Source organism: Haladaptatus halobius (genome assembly GCF_020618475.1).
Lineage (GTDB): Archaea > Halobacteriota > Halobacteria > Halobacteriales > Haladaptataceae > Haladaptatus > Haladaptatus halobius.
The window spans coordinates 432238-456775 of the sequence record NZ_CP085336.1; the positions used below are offsets into that span (position 1 = coordinate 432238).

The window sequence follows — 24538 nt, forward strand, 5'->3', positions numbered from 1 at the left end:
GCGTAGGTGGGGAATTTACCTCAGCGGTTCCAGGGTATCCTCGACGCCATCGATTTGCCGGTGCATGAATGTTGCCCACTCGTCGAGTGTCTCGTGCATGAGTTCTTGCACCTGCTGGAGCGAAATAGGTTCGTACTTGTAGGCAAACCCGCCCACGCTCAAGAGATTTCGACGCCGAGTGACAAGTCCCTGCTCTTGGAGGGTATTGAGCTTCCGATTGACGCTACTCTGATCACACTCCAACATTTGAGCTAACTCCTTCGCCGTACATTCCTCCTGTTCAAGGAGGTGGTGGTACACCTCTGCAACGGGTTCGGTTATACCAAATACACATTCCAGCAAGTCCTCAAAGTCCGGTTCGTCCGTAAGCATTAGTTCTCGGAACCGTTCGGGATCCGGGTTTGTATCGGATGCTGAAGGAGGCACATCAGATATATGGACTCTAACGTAGAAAATCATCCGGCTAGCGTCCTGTTTTCGAAACGAAGTCTAAAACGCAGTGAATTGTCTGGCGAGTGGCTCAGCGATCGTATGTCAGGCCTGTCGCCCACTTGTTGAGCCGCTCCTTGACGGTTCCAAGCACGATAACATGGCGTGAGACGGCGCGGAGCTGATCCTCCGACACTTCGATGCTGTCGCCGTCGAAGGGGTTCCTCCCGCCGCCATCATCACCCTCATCGTCGCCAACTGCATCGACGACTGACGTCATGGCACAGCGGCCGCAGGCCTCAACTTTGCCCTTGACACCCATGGTTCTACTGAACGGTTGGGGGAGAATCACCTAATAACTTCTGCCAAGTGTCAACACACCCTTGTCTATATTTACGCAAGCTAATGTTCGTTCTCTCTACGTTATCTTGTTGGCAACCTGCACCTTAAAACTGCGTTTTGCAGGGATAGGACTCACTTCTTTTTTGAAGACTCAATCATCATCTGTGAGGGAGTGAGGTCGACTACCTAGGTGATGGAGTGGGCCGTCCCAGCGCTCGTACCCACCCGACATGCTTGCGACTGTCGCATCGTCGGCGTACGCATCGATGAGGCGGGCCGCCTGTTGGGACGTCTGGCCAACGTAACAGGCAACCACGACCTCATCGCCCCATTCTCGTTCGTCAACGACATCCTCGAGGTCATCTAATGGGATGTTCTCCGCTCCGGGGATATGCCCCTCTTTGAAGTTGTCCGCGTCTCTAATGTCGATCACGTCCGCGGTCGCTGGGTCGACGTCGTCTGGGTCGATTTTTGTCGCAGTCATTGTTTCCAAAGGAAGATTCGATAGAGTCCGTTCCCGCTACGCCATACTTTTGCCTCGGCCGCATCGCCGACCGCTCGCGGAACGTTCTCGGTCGAGGGGACGTGGTCGGTCTCCTGTACGAGCAACTCCCCCTCGTTTAACTGCTGAATTGCCTTCTTGGCCTCGATCTGTGGATACGGACAGACCTCGCCGGTCATGTCCTGCACCACCTCGGCTTCTTCGACCAACTGCGTTGCAGTTTCGTCATCTAGTTCATCTGGGCTATCCGTCACGTCGTCCAGTGATGGTCCACTCATGATTTTGTATGTTTCTTAACTGATTGGTTGTCGCGCTATACGTTACACAGCACAGCCGACATCGCGGTAGATCCAGTGAGTCATGACGTACACGCCAGCAACAATGCCGACGGTCGCGATGAACGAGTGGATCGATAGTTCAGCGAGGCCGGAGTAGATATTCCCAATGTTACACCCTGGGGCAAGGCGCGACCCAGCACCCATCAGGAACCCACCGCCGACGGCGTTGGGGATGCGCTTACGCTTGGGGACGCGGATTGAGAAGTCGCCGCTCCAGAAAGCGGCGATGAACGCGCCGACGATGACCGCGGTAATCATCATCATGTCGGCAGTGACTCGCACGCCTTTGCCCTTGAACAGCACTGAGCCCCAATAGGCGTATGAACCGCTGTCGAGACCAACCTGCTGAAGCAGGTAGCCGGCCCAGCGGGCTTCCGGGCCGGTGATACCGACGATGAAGACCTGTGTGAACCAGAGGAGCGCAAGGACACTGATACCGAGTGCAGCGGTGATTGGGTTCCACGGCCGCTTCGACGCGGCGACCCAGTCGTCTATTTCCGAGAAGCCATGGACATACTGCTTGGTTCCGTGGACAAGCGATTGGAAGCCCGCGACAGGAGCGGACACACGTTGTCCGCCGTCGGCGGCGACGGCCTGATCAGCGGTGGCACCCTGTCGCTCGCGTCCAACGACTGTCGCGTACACAAGAACAATGCCGATCGTGATGAGTAGGGCGAGTACTGGTGCCGGAATCGGTGAGATGGTGAACAGCGACACACCCTCACCAAACGTCAGTGGCTCGAAATACACGGTCTGAAGCGTTGGAAACAGCACCGTGAAGACGGCGTAGCCAACTCCCATGGCGGCGAGAGTGAGCCAGAAGTGCAGGTAGCCCTGTCCGGCTCGGTACAGAGTACCACTGGCGCACCCGCCAGCGTAGGTCATCCCAACGCCGAAGACGAACCCGCCGATAAGGCCAGTTAGCCCCCACCCAGGAGTCCAAAACTTCTGGTAATAGCCTAGTTCGTAGGCGATGCTCCAAAACAGCATCGTGATCGTCGTGGCGGCGAGAACGCCTTTCGTCACCCGTGAGTCCTTGAACGCAAAGAGGTCGCGGAAAGCGTGGACGAAGCAGAACCGGCCTTTCTGGAGGAAGATCCCAAGGCCGATTCCGACAACGGCTGCGATTAGCAGTTGAGACACCATTCAGTTTGATAGACGCACTTCGTCCTTTAATCGGTCACTCTAAACACCATTCTCACCGACAGCTATGACAGTTGTCTACTGTCGGAGTTCGGATAGCGATGTGTTATTCCCTGATATTTGGGATACTACCGGTTGGCTATATACAGTATGATAACACAGATAGCAGCAATTTTTGCTAATGGAGTTCGACCGTCAATAGAGCCAACGGGAGCGTCAATTAAAGTGAAAAATCTATCGGAGACGGCGATCAGGTTATGGAGTTTCTCCACGACAAACACCACCAGGGCTACGTCGATGGTGCGAACACCGCCCTTGACATGCTCGAACAGGTGCGCGAGAACAACGATTACGATGACATCACGGGCGTCGAGCGCAACCTTGCATTCAAACCCTCGGAGTATGTCAATCACACCTACTACCTCCAGTATGAGACGGCCGCAACAGGTACCTCGACAACTTCTGGGATGTCGTTAACTGGGATGATGTCCCCGAGCATTACGACAAAACAAAAAACGCGGACGTGGTCGGCCAGCACTCCAACTAACTCTCATATCGCTACTGGGTTACTCCTACACGTCCGTTTTTTTACCGCCTCTACTTAGCGAGTGCCGGCTAGTGCTCACCAACGTCAGCCGGTGTATCGAAGTCGTGGAAGTGCTCGCCTTTCTCCTTAGTGAGGATATTGAGCGCCGCTGCGGCACCGTCACCCGCTGAGATGATGGCTTGCCACTCTTCAGCGCGAACCATCGCACCAGTTGCATAGGCGTTGTCGACGCTCGTTTCCATCGTCACGTCCACATCAACCACGTCCTCGTCAGTGAATGCACAGCCGAGTTCCTCGGCGAGGTCGCGGTTTGCGCCGGTTGCGAGGATGACGTAGTTTGGTTCGTACTCGTCCTCGTCAGTAGTGACAGTGAATCCGTTATCCTTTTTCTCGACGGCTGAGACTGCCACGTCCTCGTGTAGGTCGACACCGTGATCCGTGGTGGCCTGCTCGTGAGCGCGCTGCATGAACACGTCACCGTCGATGCTTCGAATCCCGAGGAAATTGAAGAGGTGAGCCTTATGCATCCACGTCTGATCGGTGTCGAACACTGTCGTATCGAGACCGTTTTTGCTGGTAAACAGTGCAGCACTCATGCCGGCGGGGCCACCGCCGACAACAATAACGTCGACCATACTTTTTCGTACTCACTCGCAATATAAATGAGTACTTGCCAGCGAGAACGACGCCGAGCGGTGGAGAATTGTTGTTGGAAACTGGACGAACCAGTATTGTACACTGCATCTTCCGAACAACGGTTTTTTCGTCTTACTCTAGGGGAGTTGAGACTACACGGGCAATAGGATCGCCAGAATGCACGATTTCAACCGAACCAGCGAACTCGACCCGCTTCAAACTGGGGCTGCGACACCAACTCTAGTTAGCTGCGTAGCCAGAATTGCATATTTAAAGAACCCCGACCAGCGCTGCCGCTAACCGCCTCCCACTACCCCTGTCTGGGACCGGTCGATTACCCGATTCCAGTCTCCTTCTTTAACAGCGTGAGCATATTGTCCGCAGTCACAATCGGTGCGTGCTCGTACTCGCCTGTCAGCTCGACCTGGACTAGAAGATCCACTGCTCGCCAGATTGAGTACAGGAGACACGCAAACACGAAGTAGAAGAACCGGAGTACGAAGTTCTTCGAGGTCGTCGCCGCCATGAACCGTTTGATGCTCCGGTATCCACTCTCGATCTCCCACCTGTACCCATATTCGCTCAGAAGTCCCGTGCCGCGATTGCACATGAACACCGAATACTGCCGGTGATCCCCGCCTTGGCAGCCGGTTGTGTACGCCGCGTCCTCCTCGAATGGTCAGGGCTGGTCACCCTTTTGTCCCGCGAGCCGCTGGAGGAAGTCGCGAATCCGGCTCCCGGTTTCCGTCCAAGAGTGGTGCATCTCGTAGGTCTCTCGTGCAGCCAAACTCATCTCGCGGAGGCGGTCACGATCGTCAAGCACGGGTTCCAGACGCTCCGCGATCGCCCGCGGATCGTTCGGCGGCACCAGAAAGCCGTTCTCACCGTCCGAGACGATCTCGTCGGCGCCCCCGGCGGTCGTTGCGAGTGCGGGAAGCCCGAAGCCCATTCCCTCTAGGTACACGATGCCGAACGCCTCGTACGTCGACGGCATGGCGAGAAGGTGGTGTCGTCGGAGGTGGTCGGCGAGCTCTGGGTCGGGCAGCCGACCAGTTAGCGTCACCGCCTCCTCGAGGCCGAATTGTTCGATCAGCTGGCGGAGCCACGCGACGTACCGGCGATCCGACTCTAAACTTCCGATGACCGTGAGCCGCCACTCTCTGGTCGGGAGGCGAGCGAGGCCGTCGACGAGGATGTCGACGCCTTTCCGAGGAATGAGGTTGCCTACGAATACGATTCGGATGGGCGTCTCGTATGCCCGAGCGGCGATTTCGTCAGCTGTGACGGACGGCAAGCAGTGCCCGCGGCCCGGCGGAACGATAATTCCCGGTGCGTCGACGAGACGCCCGACCGTCTCTGCCGTAGCTCGACTGTTATAGACGATGCCGTCGACAGTGCGTAGGTATTGTCGCTCGATTTCCTGAAAAAGCCAGTTCCATGAGGATGAGCGCGTCTCGGCTGCCTTCGCAGAGTGGACGATCGAGACGGTCGGGTAGTCCTGATCGAGTCGCCGGTTTGGCAGGAGCAGCGACGGATGACAGAGTTCGTCCTGGAGGAGGACGTCGTACGGCCCCCGGAGTTGGCGATACACGTCAGGTGAGAGATTATCCCGGAGGTGGTGCCGATACGTTCGCCACGGGAGAGAGATTACCTCAACGTCGTCGCCCCGTTCGCGCAAGTACTCTACGATCTCGCGATCGTACAGGAACCCCCCGGAGGTGTTTCCGAGGTCGCCATAAATGACGAGCCCGACGTGCATCATGCCGCCCGCTCGTACGCCGCCCAGGCGGTCTCGTCTTCCCAGAGTTTGACCGTCGCCGAATCTATCTCGGGTGCCTCGACATCATCGAGCAGTCGGTCACAGAGGATTCGGGCGAAGTGTTCCAGGCTCGGATTCAGCCCCTCGAATTCTGATAGGTCGTTCAGCGTCTCGTCCTGATATCGATCGATAGCGCGGTCGAGCGCCCCCGTTACGTCGTCGATATCGACGAGATATCCGTACTCGTTCAGGGTCTCACCGCGAAGCTGGAGTTCCAGTTTGTATCGGTGAGAGTGCCACTCCCCTTCCGGTCCAGCCTCCGGTACCGTGAGGAAGTGTTGGGCGACGAACTCCCGCGAGACGGTGACCGTGTACATCACTTCTGACTTGGGCTCCCAGCTACAAATAGACGGTCCTGCTCGGGCGTGAGGGTCGGGACTCCCGGAGATACCGGTGTCCATCAGTCGTACGTGAGCAGTACCTGTACCGCCTCTTGTGGACGTTCGTCGAGCATCCGGTACGCTTCTGACGCCCGCTCAATCGGGACGCGGTGCGTGATCAGCTCGGTCGGCTCCAGCCCATCGAGCCGGTCCCACGCCACATCGAGGCGGCGGTCCTTCGACCAGCGCCCGGAGAACTGGGGAGAAATCGTGCTGACTTGGCTACTTACGAGCCGTCCCCGGTTCCGGTGGAAGCGCCCACCCAGATTGAGCGCAACGCGATTGGAACCGTACCAGGAACCGATGACAAGCCGGCTGTCGTACGCCATTGCGTCGATGGCCTGATTGAGCGCATCGGGATCGCCCGTCAGCTCGTAGGCAAGATCGGTCCCACCCAGTTCATGATTGTCCCGCAACCGTTCGACGATGTCGGTCACGTCGGGATCGAGGGCCTTGTCGGCACCGAGCCGCTCGGATAGCTCGCGACGACGCTCGTAGAGGTCGACGGTGATGAGCGATTCGAGGGGGTATTGGGAGAGTAACGCGGTCGTCAGCAGTCCGACGACTCCCTGCCCGAAGACTGCCACGCATTCGCCGACCACGGGTCGCCCGTCCATTAGGAAGTTCACCGCAGACTCGACGTTCGCCAGGAACGCCGCCGTCTCCATCGAACAGTCCTCGGGGAGGGAAACGAGTTCATCAGGCGAGACAGTAAAGTGGCTCTCGTGGGGGTGAAACGCGAACACGGCCGTGTCAATCCACTCGTCGGCGATATTCGAACCGATCGCGGTCACCCGACCGACGGCGGCGTATCCGTACGTGAACGGGAATTCAAACCTCCCAGGGAGTGCGTCAATTGTCTCGTCGATGGCCATCTCCGTCGGTGCCTCTCCGCGGTAGATACGCAGCTCCGTCCCGGGGCTGATCGCCGAGACCTCGGTTCGGACGCGTACCTCGTCGGCCGCCGGTTCGGGAATCGGTTTCTCGCGAACTTCGACGTGTCCTGCTCCCGTGAAGGACAACGATCGTGCCGTCATCGCTCAATCCCCGGCCTGGATGGATGCGGAACGTTCGATCCGGGAGTCGTTCTGCCGACACTCTTCGAGGGCGTGCTTCGCGGCCGTTCCCGCGTCTCGTGCCGTCGGGCCTCGGCCGATTCCGACCTGCAATTCAACCCCGGTGGTGGTCTCGACGTGTCGAACTGCGTCGGCGTAGCGCCCTCGGTCGAGCGACGGACAGACGGCGACGAAGTTGTCGCCACCGATGAAAAACGACAGCGCTTCGTTGGTCTCCCGCATATGTTCTAGGAGTTCGACATACGATCGCTGGACGCGGATAAGCGCATCGATGGCGTTCAGTTCGTCCGTGTACCGCTCGGTGGCTCCAACGATGTCGAAATGTGCGATCTGAACGTCGTCGTCTGTCCGAGTGTCGTCCGGGAGGGATCGTCCGTACAGGACCTCCCTACGGTCGCTGGCCTGTGCGCTGCCCACCTCCTGGAGGGTCTCCGTCGCCTCGCCGAGGGCATGAACCGGTGAACTGTCCGTGGCGACCGAGAGGCTCACGGTCACGGGGTATCGGTTGCCGATCGACTCTTGGACGAGTGCGTGGTCGTCGAATTCCATCCCGTTCGTCACCGCGCCTATGTTGTCGAACCGGGTGAAGAACGCGTATCCATCCCGGCTCCCCACGAACTGTGAGAGGTCGGCGTACAGCCCCGCCTGGAGTGTTTGGAGGTCCGCTTCTCTCCGAGGGCTGGGGCTCACCGTCCACGGACCGTAGTTGTCGATTTGAATGAGTGTCAGTTGTGTGTTCGTCATTGTCTCTTGAGATACGATAGAAGACTACGCCAGGGCCTATCGTCGTTGGGGCCTACCGGACGAGAGCGGGCCTGATCGCGTTCGCGAGGGGTTTCTGTAGATTACTCAGTGTATCCCAGCGATTTAAGTGTCTCCTCTGCAGTTTCCGGGGCTGTTCCCCGTCGTTCGCCGTCCGCGAACACCGCGAATGGGACGCGGGTGAGTGGGGGGACGTAGCATCGGGACGGGTGTTCGACGAGCCAGAAGTCACGCATTCGGCCGAACGTCTCGCCGTGGTCGGCTGTGACGACCACCGTCAGCCCTCGGCGAGCCCACCGCGCGACGTACTCCTTCGATACCTCCCATACGCTCCGGACGGACGCCTGGTAGCCATAAACCGCTCGATCAAGGTCAACCACGCCGGTCGCCATAGCCGCCTGCTGGGACAATTGGTCGAACTCCTCGCGGCTTGGATCCCATTGCCACTCGGTTATCTCTGGAAAGATCGGTAACCACTCGCCGCCGACGCGGGCGATGTACGGTGCGTGCGGCGGACCGATGTGCCCGACTGCAGGGGTGTGATCGTTGGCGACAAACTCGTCGATGCGCGCCAACACTGGTTCCGGCGGGACGTTCCCGAGCCGATCGACCCACTCGGTTTCCCACAGCCGGTGGAGTTCGCGAAGCCCCAGGTCGTGCTCGGCGTAGATAGAGTTCGCTGAGGCGACCGTCGCCCCCTCAAGGATCCGAGAGTTGGCGGCCGCCGCCAGCCACTCATCCGTCGTGGTGGCCGGCGACGTACAGGCGTTGATCGGCCAGTCGGTCGCCTGCTGGAGTGTGTCTCGCCGGCAAGCGTCGAACATGAGGAGGACGTCCCAGTCGATCCGGTTCAGCCGCTCGTGTTGGTCCCCACCGGCCCACGTTCTCGTGAGACCCCGGAGGACTGTTTTCCATACGCGATAGGTTAGAGGTTCCTCGTTCATCTTTGGGATCATATTACCTGAATTTCATGACGACGTGCTCGCGCTCAGGATCCCGAAACGGCTCTTTGTCCCGCTCGGTGTGCGTGTGCCAAACGAGTTGTCGGGTCGCGAAGAGGTCACACCACTCCTCGATCGATCGGTATTCCCAGCGCGGATCCGGTGTTCCGGCGGTCGCTTCGGATATCACGAGCGTGCCGTCGGAGGCCACCACTCGGTCAATCTCCCGAGTCGCGATGCGGATCGAGTCCGACGGCACGTGATTGAGCACTCCCCAGGTCACGGCGAGATCGAACGCATTATTGGGAAACGGTAGTGCCTCCGCCTGGGCGCACTGAAACTGTACGTCCGGGTACTCTCTGCGGGCGGCCGAAAGCAGCGACCACGCGAGATCGATCGCGTAATGCTCGTCACCGTGATCGGCGATCCACGGCGTGAGCCGACCGTATCCGCATCCAACCTCCAGTGAACGCGTCGGCGAACAGTCCGCGAGCGCGTCGGCGAGGTTCGTGCTATCGATGTATAACTCGTGACCAAACTCCGCCTGCGTCTCCGCGTCCGTCAGGCGGTTTACGTCAGAATCCTCACGTTGATCGACTGCACCACCGTTTCTGTTGTTCGCGCCTGGCGATGTGAGGAGTGATTGGAGGCATTCTAGCATTTGTTGAATTCCCTCTCGCATCTGCTAACGGCATGCAGCGAGTTAGGGGTTCGCCTGCGGCTGGCTCCACAGGATATCTTCCGGTCCCCATAGACTAAGCCGATCTCTCAGGAATACATCTCCGTCTGTGAGTCTTTGATCGGGGATTGTACAGAAGGCGGTGTATCGGCCAGTGGAACGTACAATACCGTGAGGCTCTCTTCACGTACCTACAGCCGACCGTATATTCGACCGATCTCGGGGATAGTGTCGAGATGAGGGCTCAGGCCATTGCATATGAATTATCGAGTATCCCACGAATCGGAGGACATACCGTGCAGCAGTTCGGAGAAACCCATTCGGCGTGCTCCCGTGGTCACTCGTCGATGTAGCGGACTGCATGGAGGCTATCGACTTAACCGGAATTTCTTCATCAATCGTCATTCCGAGCTTGACTCTTTTCTTCACCGAATCAAATGACATCTGATATATTTCGACTGTTATACGTACCACGTACGGAAGATACGAGCTAGGTTTATGAACCATGCGCTATGTGGTCTAGGGCGCCTGTGGTCTAGGGTACCAACCGTGCTCGGTTGGCGGGGAAGTGACCATGAGTTCTATCACTAACGGCGGAGACCGATCGCTACACGGAGAGGAAGCGTCGATTTGGATGGAGACGACGCAGGGAACGTCCTACGAGACACTCGAGAACGGTGTCACAGTCGACGTCGCCGTGATCGGCGGCGGTATCGCTGGCATCGCGACAGCAGCGAAACTCACGGTGGCCGGTCAATCCGTGGCTGTCATCGAGCGCGACCGGATCCTCGCAGGCGTCACCGGCCACACGACAGCGAAACTCACGTCTCTTCATGGTCTCATCTACGCTCACATCATTGAGCACTTTGGCGAGGAACACGCACAGCAGTATGCCGAGGCCAACGAGGCCGCGATTGACGACGTCGAGTCGACGGTCGAGGATCGAGACATCGACTGTGACTTCGAGCGAGTGTCCGCGTACACGTACACTGAGTCAACCGACGGGCGGCAGCAAATCGAGGACGAAGAAGACGCCGCAACGCGGCTCGGCCTTCCTGCATCGGTGACGGAATCCATCGACCTGCCGTTTGACGTGGAAGCGGCAGTCCGGTTCGACGACCAAGCACACTTCCACCCCCGAAAGTATCTCCTCGCCCTTGCTCAAGATATCCCCGGCGATGACTGCTACATTTTCGAGAACACGACCGCCACAAGTGTCGAGGACGGGCAACCCTGTACGGTTTCGACTGAGAATGGGACGATCACCGCGGACGCCGTCGTCGTCGCCACAAACTTCCCCGTGTTCGACCGTGCACGCTACTACGAGCGTCTGTAACCAAAGCGGTCGTATGTACTCGCAGTGCGCCTTCAAGGCGATATTCCAGAAGGAATGTATTACCGTCCAGAGGAACCGTACTTCTCGGTTCGACCCCACCCCGCTGGGGAGGAGTCAATGGCGCTTGTCGGTGGCCAGAATCACCGGACCGGCCACAACGGCAGTACGATTGACCGATACCGGAAGCTCGAACAGGAAGCACACGACCGCCTCGACGTTGAGTCCATCGAGTACCGCTGGTCGACTCAGGATATCGTCTCGGTCGACCGAATCTCGTTTATCGGCCGTCTTGGCCCACAGAGCGAGAACGTGTACGTCGCAACAGGCTTCGGCGGTTGGGGGATGACCAACGGCATCGCTGCCGGGATGGTGCTCACCGATTTGATACTTGACCGAGAGAACCCGTGGCATGACGTGTACCATCCGAACGATTCAACGAGGATGCATCGGGCGATCGCTTCCGCCAGCATAACGAGCACGACGTGAAACACTACCTGGAGGACTACGCAAAACGGCCCCAGACGGAAGCTGTCTAATCGATCGCCGAGGATGAGGCCACAATACTTGCCTGGAATTCAGGGCCGACAGCCATCTATCGCGATGAGGACGGAACCGTCCACCCGGTTTCCGCGGTTTGTACGCACATAGGCTGTCTTGTCGACTGGAACGATGGTGAACAGTCGTGGGATTGTCCGTGTCACGGCTCTCGTTTCGACTGCGACGGCGAGGTGCTCGACGGCCCGGCAAACAGTGCACTTTCGACTCAACAGTTAGAATGAGATACAAAACTTCACATAATAGGCCCTGCTGAAGTCATCCCATTTGACATACTTGCTCGAAATTCACCGTTTTCCCACCAGAGCACCTACCCAGTTCGATTCCCTATCGTCCGTATGGCTCCTGTGTATACCTTCGGCCATTCCTCGCGTTCGATTGAGGAGTTCATCTCGGCACTCCGCAGCTATGACATCACCCTCGTGGTCGATGTCCGCCGATTTCCCGGCTCGCGTCGCAATCCACAGTTCGGTGCTGACGCGCTGGCTGCGGCTCTCGACGAGCACGGAATCGAGTATCGCCATCTCGAGGCACTTGGGGGTCGGCGTTCAGACCCACGGGCGGACTCACCGAACAACGAGTGGGAGAACAACTCGTTCCAGGCCTATGCCGACTACGCGCTCACCGACGAGTTCCAGACGGCGCTCGACGAGCTATGCACGTTCGCGGAGACAGATGTGCCGGTTATCGTCTGTGCCGAAGCCGTCTACTGGCGCTGTCACCGCCGGATCATCGCAGACTGGCTGCTCGCTCGCGGCTATGAGGTCATCAATATCTACGACGCCGACCGCGCTGACGAACACGAGTTGACTCGATTCGCAGAGGTGTCCAACGGGAGGGTTACCTACCCGGCTGACGAATTGTAGCGCAGTCGGACATCTCCGGACAGGAGGAGCACACTAACGAAATCAAGGATATCGAAGTCGTCATGCGATCACACATCGAATAACTCGCTACACTTCGCCGTCTCTATTTCTTAGGTAGATTTGCGACGAACTCGTTTACACCGCGTTGTTCAACTTCGTACCGCTCGTCGTCGAACTCCTTGACTTCGGCCTGCATCTCGTAGAACAGTGGCTTTGGCTCGTGGTCGTTGATCAGCGTCAACGCCTCGCCACTTTCCAATTCAGCAAACGCGTCGTGGATCTTCGGATGGCGCTCAGCAGGCGCTCACCTGCGGATCTTGTCGTCCATGATGCCGTTTCACCGCAGTGGGCGATCATCGAAAACCGAGCGCCTCGCTACGTGATCAAAGGCGGGCAGATAATCACAGAAAATGGAACCACCATCACCTCGTAAATACGCTTGATAGCTGGGAATAGAGACCTCTTCAGAAATCAATAATAATTTACAAATCTAATTCTATAGTCATCCATGCATTGAGAGCGCCGATCTCAACTTGTGGATCGTATTCTAGTACCACCGAAATTGTGACTATCGCGCTTAATGCTTGACATCGTTCTATTTGTCAATATGACATTAAATCTGCTTCCTCCGTCCGGGGCAGACATAGGTCAAGCCGTCTAAGGAAGATTCGAGTATCCCCTGAGAACAGGCAGAGTAAGCGGTATTAGAACGGTGAATTGTGTGGGCGAAGAACGGGTCTCTCATTTCAAAACCGTGCTATGATTTGCCATGGCCAAAAGGAGTGTTTCTCTCCATCGAGGTACCGCTAGATTGAGATTAATCCATCGCGAGGAAGTGGGATAGTTGGATCAATGATAAAATGATGCTTCGATACGGAATCAGCTCATACCGCCGAAGACGACCACTTCAGCGAGTCACCGTTATTCATCCGGTGATAATAGTGCAGCAACGGAGTAGGATTTGAACGAGTTACTTCAGCGCTGTCTATCGGTTTCCCCTCAATCGAGCAGTGCAAGTGCGGGAGTATTATGCACTTTCTGTTGTCGGTGACAACTGGCCGGCAAACGAGTTCGCCAGCACGAGGCTCACACTCAAGCCCATTGCAACCATCGCCCAGACAGGCTGGAGCAGCCCTGAAACCGCCGCTATGACGCCTGCACCGTTGAAGACCAAGGCTATCCCGACGTTGGTGAGGGTCAGACGGTAGCTCCGTTGGGCAAGCCCTCGCGCTTCGAGGAGTGTGGTGAGCTGTGAGCCAGTCAACACGATATCTGCAGCTTCAATGGCGATATCGGTGCCAGCCTCGATAGCGATGCCGACATCCGCCTGCATCAACGCCGGCGCGTCGTTGATCCCGTCGCCCACCATCGCTACCTGCCGATCTTGTTCTTGAAACTCCCGCTCTACCTGGGATTTATCGTCGGGTAACACCTCCGCGCGGTAGTCTTCGATGCCGACCTGTTCGGCAACCGTCCGGGCTGTCTGTTCGTTATCGCCGGTGAGCATGACCGGCTCGATATCGGCTGCTTTGAGGCGGTCAACCATCTCTGCAGCATCGTCTTTGAGCGGATCAGCAAGCGCGACGAGGCCAGCAAGGGAGCCGTCCACGGCCACAACCACGACAGTGCTGCCGGTCTGTTGGAGATCCTTAATTTGCCCACGCATCTGCGACAAATCTGCCCCTTCTCCTTCGACGAATCGCGGGCTGCCGACTGTCACAGTCTGATCTTCGACTATGGCCGCAACTCCCTTGCCGGGCGTCACGTCGAAATCACTTACTTCTGGGATCGTCACGTCGTTCTCTTCTGCTGCGGTGACAATCGCTCTGGCGAGTGGATGCTCTGAGGGATTCTCCGCCGCAGCTGCGAGCCGGAGGATCTCGTCTGTGGACGCTCCAATGAGGGAGATAACCTCATCCACTTTAGGCTCGCCGTGGGTAAGCGTGCCCGTCTTGTCGAGCAACATCGTATCAATATCCTTGAAGACGTGGAATGCCTCGCCCGAGCGCATCAGGATGCCCTTCTCGGCAGCCTCGCTGCTGCCTCGGACGATGGCAAGCGGGGTTGACATGCCCAACGCGCATGGATAGCCCATGATTAACACGCTCAGCGCAGCGAACCCCGCCCGCACGAAGTTCGGCTCTCCAGTCCAGAGCCACGCTCCAGCACTCCAGAGAAGAAAGCCCAGTGCTGCGGCCGAAAACACAATGGGAACGAAGTAGACGAGGATTCGATCGACCAGCCGCAAGATACCGGGTTTCAACGCCCGCGCTTCGGCCACCTGCTGTGCGACAGTGCGCAGGAACGTGTCCTCTCCAGTCTGTGTCACCTCGACAGTCAGACTTCCTTCTTGGTTGATCGACCCGCCAACCACCTCATCGCCTTCAAGTTTTTCTTGGGGAGTGGATTCGCCGGTGACGAGACTCCCATCAACCGCCGAGGTGCCGCTGATGACCGTGCCATCAACCGGGATACGCTCGCCGGGACGCACACGCACGCGGTCACCGACGGTGAGTTCCTCGCGTAGGACATCAGTTTCAGTCCCACCCTCAGCGATCTTGTGAGCGGTCGGGGGTTCGAGATCCAACAGTTGGCGGACCGACTGCGAGGCCTCGACATGGACTTTTACTGCGGCGTACCCACCGATGAGATGGAACGCGAGCACGAACACCGTCGCGCCAAAGAACCCATCTGCGGGGAACGCTGGATTGACGAGACCGATGAACCCACCGACGAGACCGCCGGTAGCCGCCACGGACACGAGTAAGTCTTGGTTGAGGATGCCCCGGCGCAACGACTGCCAGCCATTGCGAAAGATGATCGCCCGCGCCGGGCCGAAGAATGTCCCAAGCGCTAGTGCGCCGATGGCGTACGCGTAGACTGGAATGGAGGTAAATTCAGGAAGAAAAAAGTTGCCGGCCATGAGTGCTGACACGCCGATGAGGAGTCCGCCTGCGATACCTGCTTTCCGGCGCGCAGCAGCGAGGTCTTCTTGTTCTTTTTCGAACCGCTCTTCGTAGTCAGCCTCACGTGGTTCATAGCCGAGGTCTTGGAGGATGCGCCAAATCTCGGATTCATCCACTTGAGCAGGGTCATACTGGACGAGTGCTTCCTCGTGGGCGAGACTGACATCGGCATCTTCGACCCCATTCACGCGCTCCAGTCCGTTGGTAATCGACTCGGTACATAACGAACAGTGCATCCCGCCAACCGTGAGTTGGAGTTGTTCGATCCGCTCGCCCGAATGCATCCCAGTTTGCTGGATGGTAGTGCTCATGCTGTCTCTTTCTGGGTGACTTCGTACCCGAGGAGGTCAAACCTCTCTCGGAGTTGCTCATGATCGATCTGAGCGGGGTGGGTTTCGACGGCAATGCGTTGGGTCTGAGCGCTGGCTTCTACTGTTTCGACGCCATCCAAGCGTTCGAGTGCTCGGCTGATTCGTTGTTCACACCCTTCGCAGTGAATTTCCTGGTCGCCGGTGACGGTGTAGTTCAGCGTGTTCGTCGTCATTGTTCAGTCATCCATAATAGAAGGAACGACTTAACCATTACGAGAAATATTGTAGCAGGGGCAATATCATCATTGAGGAGCGAATCTTATCCCGATATTGTTATACAGATAGAGGGTGTATGTACTTTTCATGAGTCTGCTTCAAACTGACGTACCTATCCAGACCGTCATTACGACCGATCCAGACAAAGCGAAGGCACTCGAAAACACCGCTCGTGCAAAGATTCTTGATATGCTCGCGGATGAAGAAATGACTATCGAGAATATCACCGAGGAACTCGCGCGACGCGGCGAAGAGAAAGCAGAGACAACTATCCGCCATCACGTGAACGTCCTCAAGGACGCAGGAATGGTCGAACTCTCACGGCTCGAAGACGCTGGCGGCGGAACGACCAAGTTCTACAAATCGAATACCCGCGTGTTCTCCTATGACCTCTCTGAAAGCGCGGAAGAGACATTGAGCGATGCAGAACTAGCGACCCGAGAGGCACTGGCTCCACTGATTGAGGATCTGTATAGCGAACATGAAGATGAGATTGTAGCCGCCGCAACTGAGATGAAGCCCTGCGAGTACTGCAACACCCAGCACTACGAAGAGTTCATCCTGCGAGAATTGATAAACCGCGCTCTCACCCAGTTAAGTGAAGACGGCGACCTCGATACGGTACTGGATCCGAAGGTGTGACTATCGCGCTCAACGGTACATGATGTTCATCTCCCAAGGTTGTGGTAGATAAGTCTATGCATTGAGAGCGTCAGTCTCAACTTCTGTGCTTCGACAATGAGCACCACAGTTTCGGAGGATGGGCTGTTTTCGCGTGTTCTCCGGGCTAATTGTGATTCAATTGGCCTACAACGGTGAAGTCTCAACTGCTCCTATTGGTTAGATCTCATTGAGTACGTGAAAATGACTCTAAATTCGTCGTCTCGTAGAGTGTCGCCACTCACGAAAAGCGACCCGAGTTGGTGTAGAGAGCTAATCCGGCGAGATCAGTGCTGAGCAAACCAACTCGACACACTCACCAGCTGTGAAGACCGGCGCGTAGTCCATCTCACTATCTACGCTTGCTTTCAGCAGGAAATCAGTGAGCCGCCAGATGTTGTGGAGCAATACCGCGAACACGAAATAGAACAGCCGTACTCGGTAATCCTTGGAGGATGTCTTCGCTAAGAAGTCATTTTTCATCGACTTGTACTCGTTCTCGATCTGCCAGCGACGGCTGTATCGGCGGCAAAATGTCGCCGCCTTTACTGAATCAACTGAGAGGTTCGTCGCAAAGACCGCTGTGCCCTCTCCCTTCGTCGAGAGGACGGACAGTAACTGCATCGCGTGCGAACCATGATCGGTGTGAACAGTGGCTGATTCAACGGCAACCTCTTGCCCGTCTTCATTCATCATCTCGATAGCCTCACGTTCGGCAGTGTGGATTCGTTTCGGGATGAGATAGTTCACATCGAGGTTCGAGAGCGTCTGATACACTACTTTCGAGTCAAAATCACGGTCGCAGAGTACCATCTCAATTGACACGTGCTCCTGAGCGCGTCGAACGAGTCGTCGGACTACACGATGAATCTGGTTCGGCGGGTTCTGGTCCCATGAAGAACTCTCACGGATTGGTTCGACAGCGAGAATCAACGGGATATTCCATCCGACAATTGAAAGCGTAGCGAATTTAAACGCTCTTCCTTCACCGTCTTTCGTACCGCTCACCATCGGCATTCCCTCTACGTTACCGAAGTAGCGAATGGTCGTGATGTCAATCGCTACGGTAACTGGACGGCGAAACGAGGACTCCGACTGGATCACCGAAAGCAAGCGTTCCGTCGCCTGTTGAAATCCTTCGATCAGGTTTTCGGGATCAAACTGTTTGACTGTGCGGAGGTGCGTGTCTCCATGAGGACCGTATTCCTTTCCCCGACAGATTTTGAATCGAGCTGCACCTTGCGGGGTGCCACAACCGACCATTCCGATGAACGTCTGAAGCTCGAATAATCGTGTATCCTCGTATATCGCGTTCTGGGCTCTCCCAGAATTAAACGGGCTGAAGCCGTGTTCACGAGCGAGGCGGGTCGTTCGATAGATTTTTTCGTCAGAGAACTCAGTAACATTCTCAGACACCTCAAAAGTCTCTTCGGACGACTGCTTTACTTCCTCCAGTGGTCGAACCTCAGGGACAGAAAGATCCTCGTTGTATATTTCTTTGACTAAGCAGTGTGCGCTGGCGGTGAAGTACCCACGGACATCGTCGTCAAAGCGGTTGCGCCATGCCCGCGAAAGAACCGACTCATCAGGAATTCGGCTGAGACCGAATACGTCTGCGAGTTCCGGATGCCGTGTGAGAGAACGATAGCTGTCTCCAGTAACTTCTAGATAAACGAAGAGTTTGTGCATCCCGTGAAACGAGTACGATGCAGGATGCCACTTTGGGTAACCGTCCTCAAGCGTCTCGATTTGAAATCTGAGATCGGAGAATGCAGTACAGAAGTCTGTGCCTCCACGGAGGCATTTGCGGAGTTCAAGGGCAGCGACGAATGCGTCGGTCAATCGGCGGCCACGTTGTGTCATCAGTTTGTTCTACTGATTGAACATTCAGTCGAGTTTATCCGTGATTTCGTCTGGGTCAGCGACTCGATGTGGTGATATCCTCCTTGGGACAGTTTCCCTGTTCTTGCAAGCAACTCAGCTTCTTGGAGCCATCTGACTGAACGGAATGCGGTCGTCCGCTCCCGATCACTGAACTTCGCAATCTGATCTACGGGAAGCGGCTCAGGGTCTCCTGCTAACAGTCTAAGTACACCTCTATCGAGGCTGTTCAGTCCAAGCATACAGTCAAGGAGACCCTCCACTCCCGCTCATCTCGGAGTTGCTTATGTACGGTGTCTGGCACTGTTATCGGTATTTAGTACTACTGTTTGATAATGATTGCATGTTAGATGCATACGTTTGTGTGGCTGCAATATCCATTACAAAAGGAAAATACGGCTCTGAGCCTATTTTTTGGTCTCAAAGCACCATAGAGGTATTCCTCTCCGAGAGCAATAGCCTTATAAATACAATCCTCATTGCAATAAATGTGCAAACAATTGATGGCAGTAGCGATCTGGTATCCAATGTACTCATCGCCGATAGTGGACCAGCAGAAACTGGTGCTAGTGCAGGACTCTCCAGTGGAGTATTCGAGAAGGGTGGTAATCATGACTGACGATTCCGATGAAGAATTCTGGGATGAACGATACCGCGCTCAGGACCAACTTTTCAGTGGCAATCCCAACCCCAGACTTGTCAGCCAGGCTAAAAAGGTCGAACCTGGAACAGCACTCGATGTCGGGTGTGGTGAGGGTGCGGATGCCATTTGGCTGGCTAAGCAGGGCTGGGACGTTACAGCGGTTGATATCTCCACAGTCGCGCTTGAACGTGGCGCATCACGCGCTTCAGAAATCGGTGCTGACGTAGCGAATCGAATCGATTGGATTCACGAGGACCTCCGTACATGGGAAGGGCCAGAACCCCAATCCTACGATCTCGTTTCGTCTCAGTTCACTCCGTTCCCTGTTGAGTCACGTCAGTCGATGTTTCGTCGGCTTGCTGACGCCGTCGCACCCGGAGGCACGCTCTTAATCGTCAGTCACCATCAGTCAGACATCCAGACCACAATTCCGCGCAACTCGAATAAGGAAATGTACTTCACAGCATCTGATGTGGCTGAATCACTCGATTCTGAGGATTGGGGCATTATCATCGAAGGGAAGCTTGAACGCTCCGCTACAGATCCTGACGGAAACGAGGTCACCATTCACGATACGGTATTCAACGCCCGTCGACGGGAGCGATAATCTATGAGCACCCTGAAAAGGGGAAGCTACGATTCTATTTCCGGTGGTCGACTCTCCCCATATGAATCTCGGAACTCCTGGATCAGCTGGCCTGTATTGGCGTACCACTCGTTGAGCATTCGTTGGAGTCCGTCCGCAATCACGTCAGCGTCATTGACTCTGTATACGTGGTGATAGCCGCCGTGTTGACAACTCTCTTGTTCTTTCTTCACAACTCCGGCTTCTTGCAATCGTTTGACCGACCGGTATGCGGTCGTTCGTTCCCGATCGATAAAGTTCGCGATATGGTCCACAGTGAGCGGGTCATCGCTCTCAACTAACAACCTAAACACCCCTCTGTCCAGCTTGTTCAATCCAAGCATGCACACAAGCAGATCATCGCAGTCCTGTTCTGCATGGATCTGTTTCAGTACGGCCTCTGGCATTGTTACCGGTACTTGGTGCTACCGCCATATAAGTATTGCACTCCTGCCGCAATTGTTGTGTTAGTATCACAAGGAACATTGACCGACCGATTTCGAATTGCACGATTCCTAATGTCGATAAAATCGACCAGAATGCCGCTATAAAGGATAATCTGATTCACCCACCAACCCTTAAGCCGGGAGCGACAGGCTTATGATCGCAGTCCTACTTGCACTTAGTATGCAAACAACAGATGACGGTAATGGATCTGATTATGATGTCCTCATTATCGGCGGCGGTCCCGCAGGGTTGAGTGCCGCACTCCAGTTAGGTCGCTCGCTCCGGAGCGTATTGATCTGTGATAACAACGAGCCCCGAAATGAGCCAGCAGTCGAAGCCCATGGGTATCTAACGCGAGACGGCATTCCCCCACAAAAACTCCGCCGCCTCGGTCGTGAGGAAGTAGCGAAATACGGGTGCGAGTTCCAAGAGTCACAGGTGACGGATATCACCAGAGACGAAGACAGATTCACGAGTACACTCGATACCGACGTGACTGTCACGAGTCGGAAAATCGTACTAGCGACTGGTGTCAGTGACATGCTCCCAGATACTGATGGGTTCGAGGAACTGTGGGGCAACGGTGTGTATCACTGCCCCTACTGTCACGGCTACGAGGTTCGTGATAAACCGCTCGGAGTCCTCGTTACGGCTCCAGAGCAACTCGAACACACGAAGCTCATCTACAATCTGAGTACGGACCTCGTCGTGTTCACCAATGGGCAGGACGTCTTCGATGAGGAAACGCGGTCGGAGTTCGTCGAGCGAGGGATCGAGATCGAAGGCGAGCCGATCACTGCGCTCAACGGCACGGACGACGGCCTCGAAAGCATCTCACTCGCGGATGGCCGTAACGTATCCCGTCACGCCCTCTTTTACGCCCCGCCGACCCAACAACACAGCAACCTCGTCAACCAGCTCGGTCTTCAGGTAAACGAATCCGGACTCGTCGAAACTACGCAGTCACAATACGGAACTGGCTTCACGTCGGTTGACGGGCTCTTCGTCGCAGGTGACGCTTCGAGCGAGTCGGCTCTTTCGATACCGTGTGCGGTTGCCGACGGGTCAATGGTCGGTGGAACAGTCAACCTGGAACTCTCTAGAGAAACGTTCGAGGAGAGGTGGTGATGATGCACGAGAAACAAGAGCAACTCGCTAACCACTTCTCGCAGATAGCCCACCACTACGACGACAAGCACGACAGTGAGGCGAAGCCAATCTACAATGCGTGCGCCTCACTCGTCATCGATTACGCCGACCCTCGTCCTGACGACGTAACTCTTGATCTTGGAACAGGGACAGGCTTAATCGCGCTCGCGCTGGCCGAGGATGCCGGCCACGTTGTCGGTCGCGACATCAGTAATGGAATGATAGAGCAGGCGCGGTCGAAGGCCGCCGATAGCGGTATCGAGAACGTCGAGTTCGGCTGTGGTGAGTTCCGCGACCCACAATATAACGGCGAAGTAGACATTGTTGTTTCGAATTTTGCCCTGCACCATCTCCCTGATGAAGAAAAACGCGAGGCTATCGAGGCCATCGCCGACCTCGGCCCCCGTCGATTCGTCCTCGGTGACGCGATGTTCTTCGGATCGCCCGACCCTGAAGAACCACTATTCGGCCACGGAGTCGATGGGGCTACCGTCGGGATGCTCGTGGACATACTCACTGACGTCGGATTCGTGGTCACGGCAGTCGAGCGTGTGCATGACCAGGTGGGCGTCTTGGTCGCCGAACAAAGTGGTGAAGAACCGGTTTACGACCCTCAAGAAGACCAATAACACCGATGTGTCGGATGTTCGCGTTGCGGAGCACCGTTAGCTGCCCAGTCCAGGAATCGTTGCTGGATGCCACCGGTCGCTTCGACGGCTGAGCGAGGTTAACCCGCATGGATGGGGTGTCGCACACTATGTTCAGGGCGTTCCGCAGATCGTCAAGAGTCCAGACATGGCTGCTGATAGCCCTGTATATTCAGCTCTCTCAAATCAGATCGAATCGAGTTGTGTTGTCGCTCATGTCCGTCGTGCGACACATGGTGACCACACCGTTGCAAATACTCATCCATTCCAATACGGTCGATGGGTTTTCGCACACAATGGCAATATCACCGGTTTCGATGACTTGCGACCGACATTACTGGACGAAATAGCACCCTCTCTGCGTTCCCACATAGTGGGTACCACCGATAGCGAGGTGCTATTTTTCCGACTCCTGACCGCGATGGCTGATGGAGGTGTTCTTGATACAGAAGCAGGCTAAGTCGGTCCACAAGCACTTTGGGAAAGTATCAGCTCCGTCGTGGATCGAGTTGCTGAACTGGCTGGTGGTATGCATGACGACACCAATAGTCCATCTGATGAAACGTATATAACGTTCGTCCTCACAGATGGTAACACCCTCATTGGGCACCAAGGTGGAAAGTCACTCTTTGTTCACGCGCCTGCCATCAATCATGGGGACCAGGAGAGGTCGTGGGCAGTTGAGCAAGAAGCGACTGATCACTTTCTGCTAGCCAGCGAACCTGCTCATAATTCTGAGGTGGACACCAATCCAACATGGTGGGGCCGTCGGGGTTGGTCCTGATATGACTGTCTGGACCTCACCAAACGCCCTCGCTGATTGAAGCACTTACGCGCACACGCTCGCTGCTGAATATTTCTTATAGACATGAACTGTAAACAAGGCACGCATTATTTCCATCCTCCGAGGTTGTGAATGAGGTCAGTTGCTTAGTCAGCAGAATCAGCACTGACAAAATGAGCTCGATACACCTGCTAGGAGTTAGTACGGGTGCATAGTCCCTCTCACCGTTAACCCCGACTTTCATCAGGAAACCATCAAGCGCCAAAGGTTGGACAAGAGCACCCCAAGTATTTAGAAGACGTTTCCGGACAACGATAGAGAAGTGCTTCCAAAGTCATCAGAGGACCCGAAAAACACGAACGGTATCACGGTTACTTGGTTCACACACGACTTGGATCAGGCCGAGGTCAGAGAATACTCGCTTCCAATTCCGATAATAGAGCGGGAAGTCGTCATGGACATAGCTCACTTCCTTGCCTGTCCGACCGCGTTGAGGGCTGTTCCCTTCATTCTCAGCGGTTATAAGCAGATCACTCGTGACGCGAGCCAATTCCTCAAACACCCACGTGTTCTTGGGATGAATGTGTTGAAGAGTTTCCACCGAGTAGATCACATCGAATGCATCATCAGGAAATTCAGGGATTATATCTTCGATCGCACCAGTGTGAAACGTTCCTGTTGCAGCGAGTTGCGGATACTGGTCGGCCATCACATCGAACGACTCGTCGTTGATATCAATACCATTGAGATTTTTGAATTCATTGTCGCGGAGGTGGGCAAGATGACGGCCAGAGCTACAGCCGACTTCGAGGATCGCTGCATCCTTACGTGCATAATATTCAACCACAGTGGCGAGTGTCTCACTTACCTCGTTTGTCCCGATTTGGGCATAGTACGCGGGTGAAAACTCTTCTGAGCGTTCGGCCCAGACGCGGTGATTATCAGTCGGATCCATAGAGACTGTTTCGCGGACAGGGAGTTAAGGTCTATCTTCGTCATGCGTTACAAATGCTAATGATCAAAGTCGCTGATAGACTTCAGAAGTCTGATTCCGAGTCTTGTATCAGAATCACTAATTATGCTCTATAGAATTGTTTGACCGTATTGAATTGAAAATAACACGGTCAACAAATTGCATCATACCGAATTTCAGAACAGAGGAGACGAGAAGTACCGACCGACGACGATTTATCGCCGGCGGCATTGGGCTCGCTGTCGGGACAGCAGCGATTCCGATGACGTCACCCATCGCAGAGGCACACTTTCTACCACAACTGGACATTGATGTCGAACCAGGAAGTGACACTAACCCAATTATTACCGGATCTGGTGGATATGTGCTCGTTGCCGTTCTCAGTACCGAGGCATTTGATCCTGCAAATAAGGCCGTTCGCTACCGATTTGATACATCAGAAGTGATCGATTCTGGAAGTGGAGCTTGTCCAGCATTCGGCGGAAACATTGTCGATGTTGATGATGACGGGACAGATGACCTCTTGTTGCATTTCCCAGTTTCCGAGACCGGCTTCGCTGACTGTAAGCGTGCAGATCAAATAGCCAAACTTGTTTGGGAACGTGATGAGAGTGGAGAACATGGATATTCGGGAATAGATGACGTTGCTGTCGGGACATTCAAACCAACCCAACGTTCGCAGACCATGAGTGGCTCTGACAAAAATGACGAGACAGTGGACGACGGCGCAGAGGCCGGAAATACGAATGGGGGGTCGAAACAGGCTAAAGACGGCTGCTGATCAAGTCCGACGTGCTGTTGCAGCTCCTCTATGAATTCTTTTCT

At 55.6% G+C, this 24538-nt stretch carries 29 protein-coding genes and 2 pseudogenes; 11 read left to right on the forward strand and 20 right to left on the reverse strand.

Annotated elements, in window-relative coordinates:
- Positions 1-15: 15 nt before the first annotated feature.
- From LIW51_RS18960 to LIW51_RS18980, 5 genes are all read right to left on the reverse strand, one after another.
- Positions 16-372 carry a helix-turn-helix domain-containing protein gene (locus LIW51_RS18960; protein WP_227378013.1) on the reverse strand — a complete coding sequence of 119 codons (357 nt, stop codon included), beginning with the start codon at positions 370-372 and terminating at the stop codon, positions 16-18.
- Between the two features lie 148 nt (positions 373-520).
- Positions 521-751: a DUF8007 family protein gene (locus LIW51_RS18965; RefSeq protein WP_497007400.1), complete on the reverse strand. Its 231-nt coding sequence runs from the start codon at positions 749-751 to the stop codon at positions 521-523.
- 171 nt (positions 752-922) lie between these two features.
- Complete coding sequence (locus tag LIW51_RS18970; protein ID WP_227378015.1) at positions 923-1255, reverse strand: rhodanese-like domain-containing protein; 333 nt, start codon at positions 1253-1255, stop codon at positions 923-925.
- The gene (locus LIW51_RS18975) at positions 1252-1551 is read right to left on the reverse strand and encodes a sulfurtransferase TusA family protein (RefSeq protein ID WP_227378016.1); all 300 of its coding nucleotides are present in this window, start codon (positions 1549-1551) and stop codon (positions 1252-1254) included. Before LIW51_RS18975 ends, LIW51_RS18970 begins: the two co-directional genes overlap by 4 nt.
- Before the next feature lie 42 nt (positions 1552-1593).
- On the reverse strand, positions 1594-2757 hold the full coding sequence (locus LIW51_RS18980; protein ID WP_227378017.1) for a YeeE/YedE family protein: 1164 nt from the start codon (positions 2755-2757) through the stop codon (positions 1594-1596).
- Positions 2758-3011: 254 nt separating this feature from the next.
- Between LIW51_RS18980 and LIW51_RS18985 the strand changes: the two genes are divergently transcribed.
- Positions 3012-3359: a hypothetical protein gene (locus LIW51_RS18985; protein ID WP_227378018.1), complete on the forward strand. Its 348-nt coding sequence runs from the start codon at positions 3012-3014 to the stop codon at positions 3357-3359.
- A gap of 10 nt (positions 3360-3369) precedes the next feature.
- On the opposite strand, the gene LIW51_RS18990 is transcribed toward LIW51_RS18985, so the two are convergent.
- The 8 genes and pseudogenes from LIW51_RS18990 to LIW51_RS19025 form a co-directional block, all read right to left on the reverse strand.
- Complete coding sequence (locus LIW51_RS18990; protein WP_227378019.1) at positions 3370-3936, reverse strand: FAD-dependent oxidoreductase; 567 nt, start codon at positions 3934-3936, stop codon at positions 3370-3372.
- 335 nt (positions 3937-4271) lie between these two features.
- Positions 4272-4571: pseudogene (locus LIW51_RS18995) on the reverse strand (transposase); the annotation flags it as partial.
- Positions 4572-4616: 45 nt separating this feature from the next.
- Entirely contained in the window at positions 4617-5699 is a 1083-nt protein-coding gene (locus LIW51_RS19000) for a glycosyltransferase family 4 protein (protein ID WP_227378020.1), read from the reverse strand.
- Positions 5696-6073: a 6-pyruvoyl trahydropterin synthase family protein gene (locus LIW51_RS19005; RefSeq protein ID WP_227378277.1), complete on the reverse strand. Its 378-nt coding sequence runs from the start codon at positions 6071-6073 to the stop codon at positions 5696-5698. The genes LIW51_RS19000 and LIW51_RS19005 overlap by 4 nt, the downstream gene beginning before the upstream one ends.
- 83 nt (positions 6074-6156) lie before the next feature.
- Positions 6157-7173 carry a zinc-dependent alcohol dehydrogenase gene (locus LIW51_RS19010; protein ID WP_227378021.1) on the reverse strand — a complete coding sequence of 339 codons (1017 nt, stop codon included), beginning with the start codon at positions 7171-7173 and terminating at the stop codon, positions 6157-6159.
- A 3-nt stretch (positions 7174-7176) separates the two neighbouring features.
- Positions 7177-7956, reverse strand: a complete 780-nt coding sequence (locus LIW51_RS19015) for a GTP cyclohydrolase III (RefSeq protein ID WP_227378022.1) — start codon at positions 7954-7956, stop codon at positions 7177-7179.
- 101 nt (positions 7957-8057) lie between these two features.
- Positions 8058-8918 carry a hypothetical protein gene (locus tag LIW51_RS19020; protein WP_227378023.1) on the reverse strand — a complete coding sequence of 287 codons (861 nt, stop codon included), beginning with the start codon at positions 8916-8918 and terminating at the stop codon, positions 8058-8060.
- 13 nt (positions 8919-8931) lie between these two features.
- Positions 8932-9597: a class I SAM-dependent methyltransferase gene (locus LIW51_RS19025; protein ID WP_227378024.1), complete on the reverse strand. Its 666-nt coding sequence runs from the start codon at positions 9595-9597 to the stop codon at positions 8932-8934.
- A 631-nt stretch (positions 9598-10228) separates the two neighbouring features.
- On the opposite strand from LIW51_RS19025, the pseudogene LIW51_RS19030 reads away from it, so the two are divergent.
- The 3 genes and pseudogenes from LIW51_RS19030 to LIW51_RS19040 all read left to right on the forward strand — a co-directional run bounded on the left by LIW51_RS19030 (position 10229) and on the right by LIW51_RS19040 (position 12351).
- Positions 10229-11416 (forward strand): annotated as a pseudogene (locus LIW51_RS19030) (NAD(P)/FAD-dependent oxidoreductase).
- A gap of 104 nt (positions 11417-11520) precedes the next feature.
- Positions 11521-11709, forward strand: a complete 189-nt coding sequence (locus LIW51_RS39980; protein ID WP_255767553.1) for a Rieske 2Fe-2S domain-containing protein — start codon at positions 11521-11523, stop codon at positions 11707-11709.
- A gap of 114 nt (positions 11710-11823) precedes the next feature.
- Positions 11824-12351, forward strand: coding sequence for a DUF488 domain-containing protein (locus tag LIW51_RS19040; protein WP_227378025.1), 528 nt, complete (start codon positions 11824-11826; stop codon positions 12349-12351).
- Positions 12352-12454: 103 nt separating this feature from the next.
- On the opposite strand, the gene LIW51_RS19045 is transcribed toward LIW51_RS19040, so the two are convergent.
- The 3 genes from LIW51_RS19045 to LIW51_RS19055 all read right to left on the reverse strand — a co-directional run bounded on the left by LIW51_RS19045 (position 12455) and on the right by LIW51_RS19055 (position 15861).
- Entirely contained in the window at positions 12455-12631 is a 177-nt protein-coding gene (locus LIW51_RS19045; protein ID WP_227378279.1) for a DUF2249 domain-containing protein, read from the reverse strand.
- 747 nt (positions 12632-13378) lie between these two features.
- Positions 13379-15628 (reverse strand): heavy metal translocating P-type ATPase, encoded by a 2250-nt coding sequence (locus tag LIW51_RS19050; protein WP_227378026.1) that lies wholly within the window; start codon positions 15626-15628, stop codon positions 13379-13381.
- On the reverse strand, positions 15625-15861 hold the full coding sequence (locus LIW51_RS19055) for a heavy-metal-associated domain-containing protein (RefSeq protein WP_227378027.1): 237 nt from the start codon (positions 15859-15861) through the stop codon (positions 15625-15627). The genes LIW51_RS19050 and LIW51_RS19055 overlap by 4 nt, the downstream gene beginning before the upstream one ends.
- Positions 15862-15991: 130 nt before the next feature.
- Between LIW51_RS19055 and LIW51_RS19060 the strand changes: the two genes are divergently transcribed.
- Positions 15992-16546, forward strand: a complete 555-nt coding sequence (locus LIW51_RS19060) for a winged helix-turn-helix domain-containing protein (RefSeq protein ID WP_227378028.1) — start codon at positions 15992-15994, stop codon at positions 16544-16546.
- Positions 16547-16837: 291 nt separating this feature from the next.
- Here the strand turns inward: LIW51_RS19060 and LIW51_RS19065 are convergent, their stop codons facing one another.
- Together LIW51_RS19065 and LIW51_RS39260 are read right to left on the reverse strand one after the other, a co-directional pair.
- On the reverse strand, positions 16838-18427 hold the full coding sequence (locus LIW51_RS19065; protein ID WP_227378029.1) for a transposase: 1590 nt from the start codon (positions 18425-18427) through the stop codon (positions 16838-16840).
- Positions 18427-18687, reverse strand: coding sequence for a helix-turn-helix domain-containing protein (locus LIW51_RS39260; protein WP_368411825.1), 261 nt, complete (start codon positions 18685-18687; stop codon positions 18427-18429). Before LIW51_RS39260 ends, LIW51_RS19065 begins: the two co-directional genes overlap by 1 nt.
- A 101-nt stretch (positions 18688-18788) precedes the next feature.
- On the opposite strand from LIW51_RS39260, the gene LIW51_RS19070 reads away from it, so the two are divergent.
- On the forward strand, positions 18789-19064 hold the full coding sequence (locus LIW51_RS19070; protein ID WP_227378030.1) for a hypothetical protein: 276 nt from the start codon (positions 18789-18791) through the stop codon (positions 19062-19064).
- Positions 19057-19695, forward strand: coding sequence for a class I SAM-dependent methyltransferase (locus LIW51_RS19075; protein WP_227378031.1), 639 nt, complete (start codon positions 19057-19059; stop codon positions 19693-19695). Before LIW51_RS19070 ends, LIW51_RS19075 begins: the two co-directional genes overlap by 8 nt.
- A 26-nt stretch (positions 19696-19721) precedes the next feature.
- On the opposite strand, the gene LIW51_RS19080 is transcribed toward LIW51_RS19075, so the two are convergent.
- Positions 19722-20120 carry a helix-turn-helix domain-containing protein gene (locus LIW51_RS19080; RefSeq protein ID WP_227378032.1) on the reverse strand — a complete coding sequence of 133 codons (399 nt, stop codon included), beginning with the start codon at positions 20118-20120 and terminating at the stop codon, positions 19722-19724.
- A gap of 220 nt (positions 20121-20340) precedes the next feature.
- Between LIW51_RS19080 and LIW51_RS19085 the strand changes: the two genes are divergently transcribed.
- From LIW51_RS19085 to LIW51_RS39265, 3 genes are all read left to right on the forward strand, one after another.
- Positions 20341-21288, forward strand: coding sequence for an NAD(P)/FAD-dependent oxidoreductase (locus LIW51_RS19085; RefSeq protein WP_227378033.1), 948 nt, complete (start codon positions 20341-20343; stop codon positions 21286-21288).
- Between the two features lie 2 nt (positions 21289-21290).
- The gene (locus tag LIW51_RS19090; protein WP_227378280.1) at positions 21291-21938 is read left to right on the forward strand and encodes a class I SAM-dependent methyltransferase; all 648 of its coding nucleotides are present in this window, start codon (positions 21291-21293) and stop codon (positions 21936-21938) included.
- Between the two features lie 88 nt (positions 21939-22026).
- On the forward strand, positions 22027-22416 hold the full coding sequence (locus LIW51_RS39265; RefSeq protein WP_227378281.1) for a class II glutamine amidotransferase: 390 nt from the start codon (positions 22027-22029) through the stop codon (positions 22414-22416).
- A 661-nt stretch (positions 22417-23077) separates the two neighbouring features.
- Here LIW51_RS39265 and LIW51_RS19100 read toward each other — a convergent pair.
- Positions 23078-23695, reverse strand: a complete 618-nt coding sequence (locus tag LIW51_RS19100; protein WP_227378034.1) for a class I SAM-dependent methyltransferase — start codon at positions 23693-23695, stop codon at positions 23078-23080.
- Between the two features lie 280 nt (positions 23696-23975).
- On the opposite strand from LIW51_RS19100, the gene LIW51_RS19105 reads away from it, so the two are divergent.
- Entirely contained in the window at positions 23976-24494 is a 519-nt protein-coding gene (locus tag LIW51_RS19105; RefSeq protein WP_227378035.1) for a hypothetical protein, read from the forward strand.
- The last annotated feature ends 44 nt before the right edge of the window (positions 24495-24538 follow it).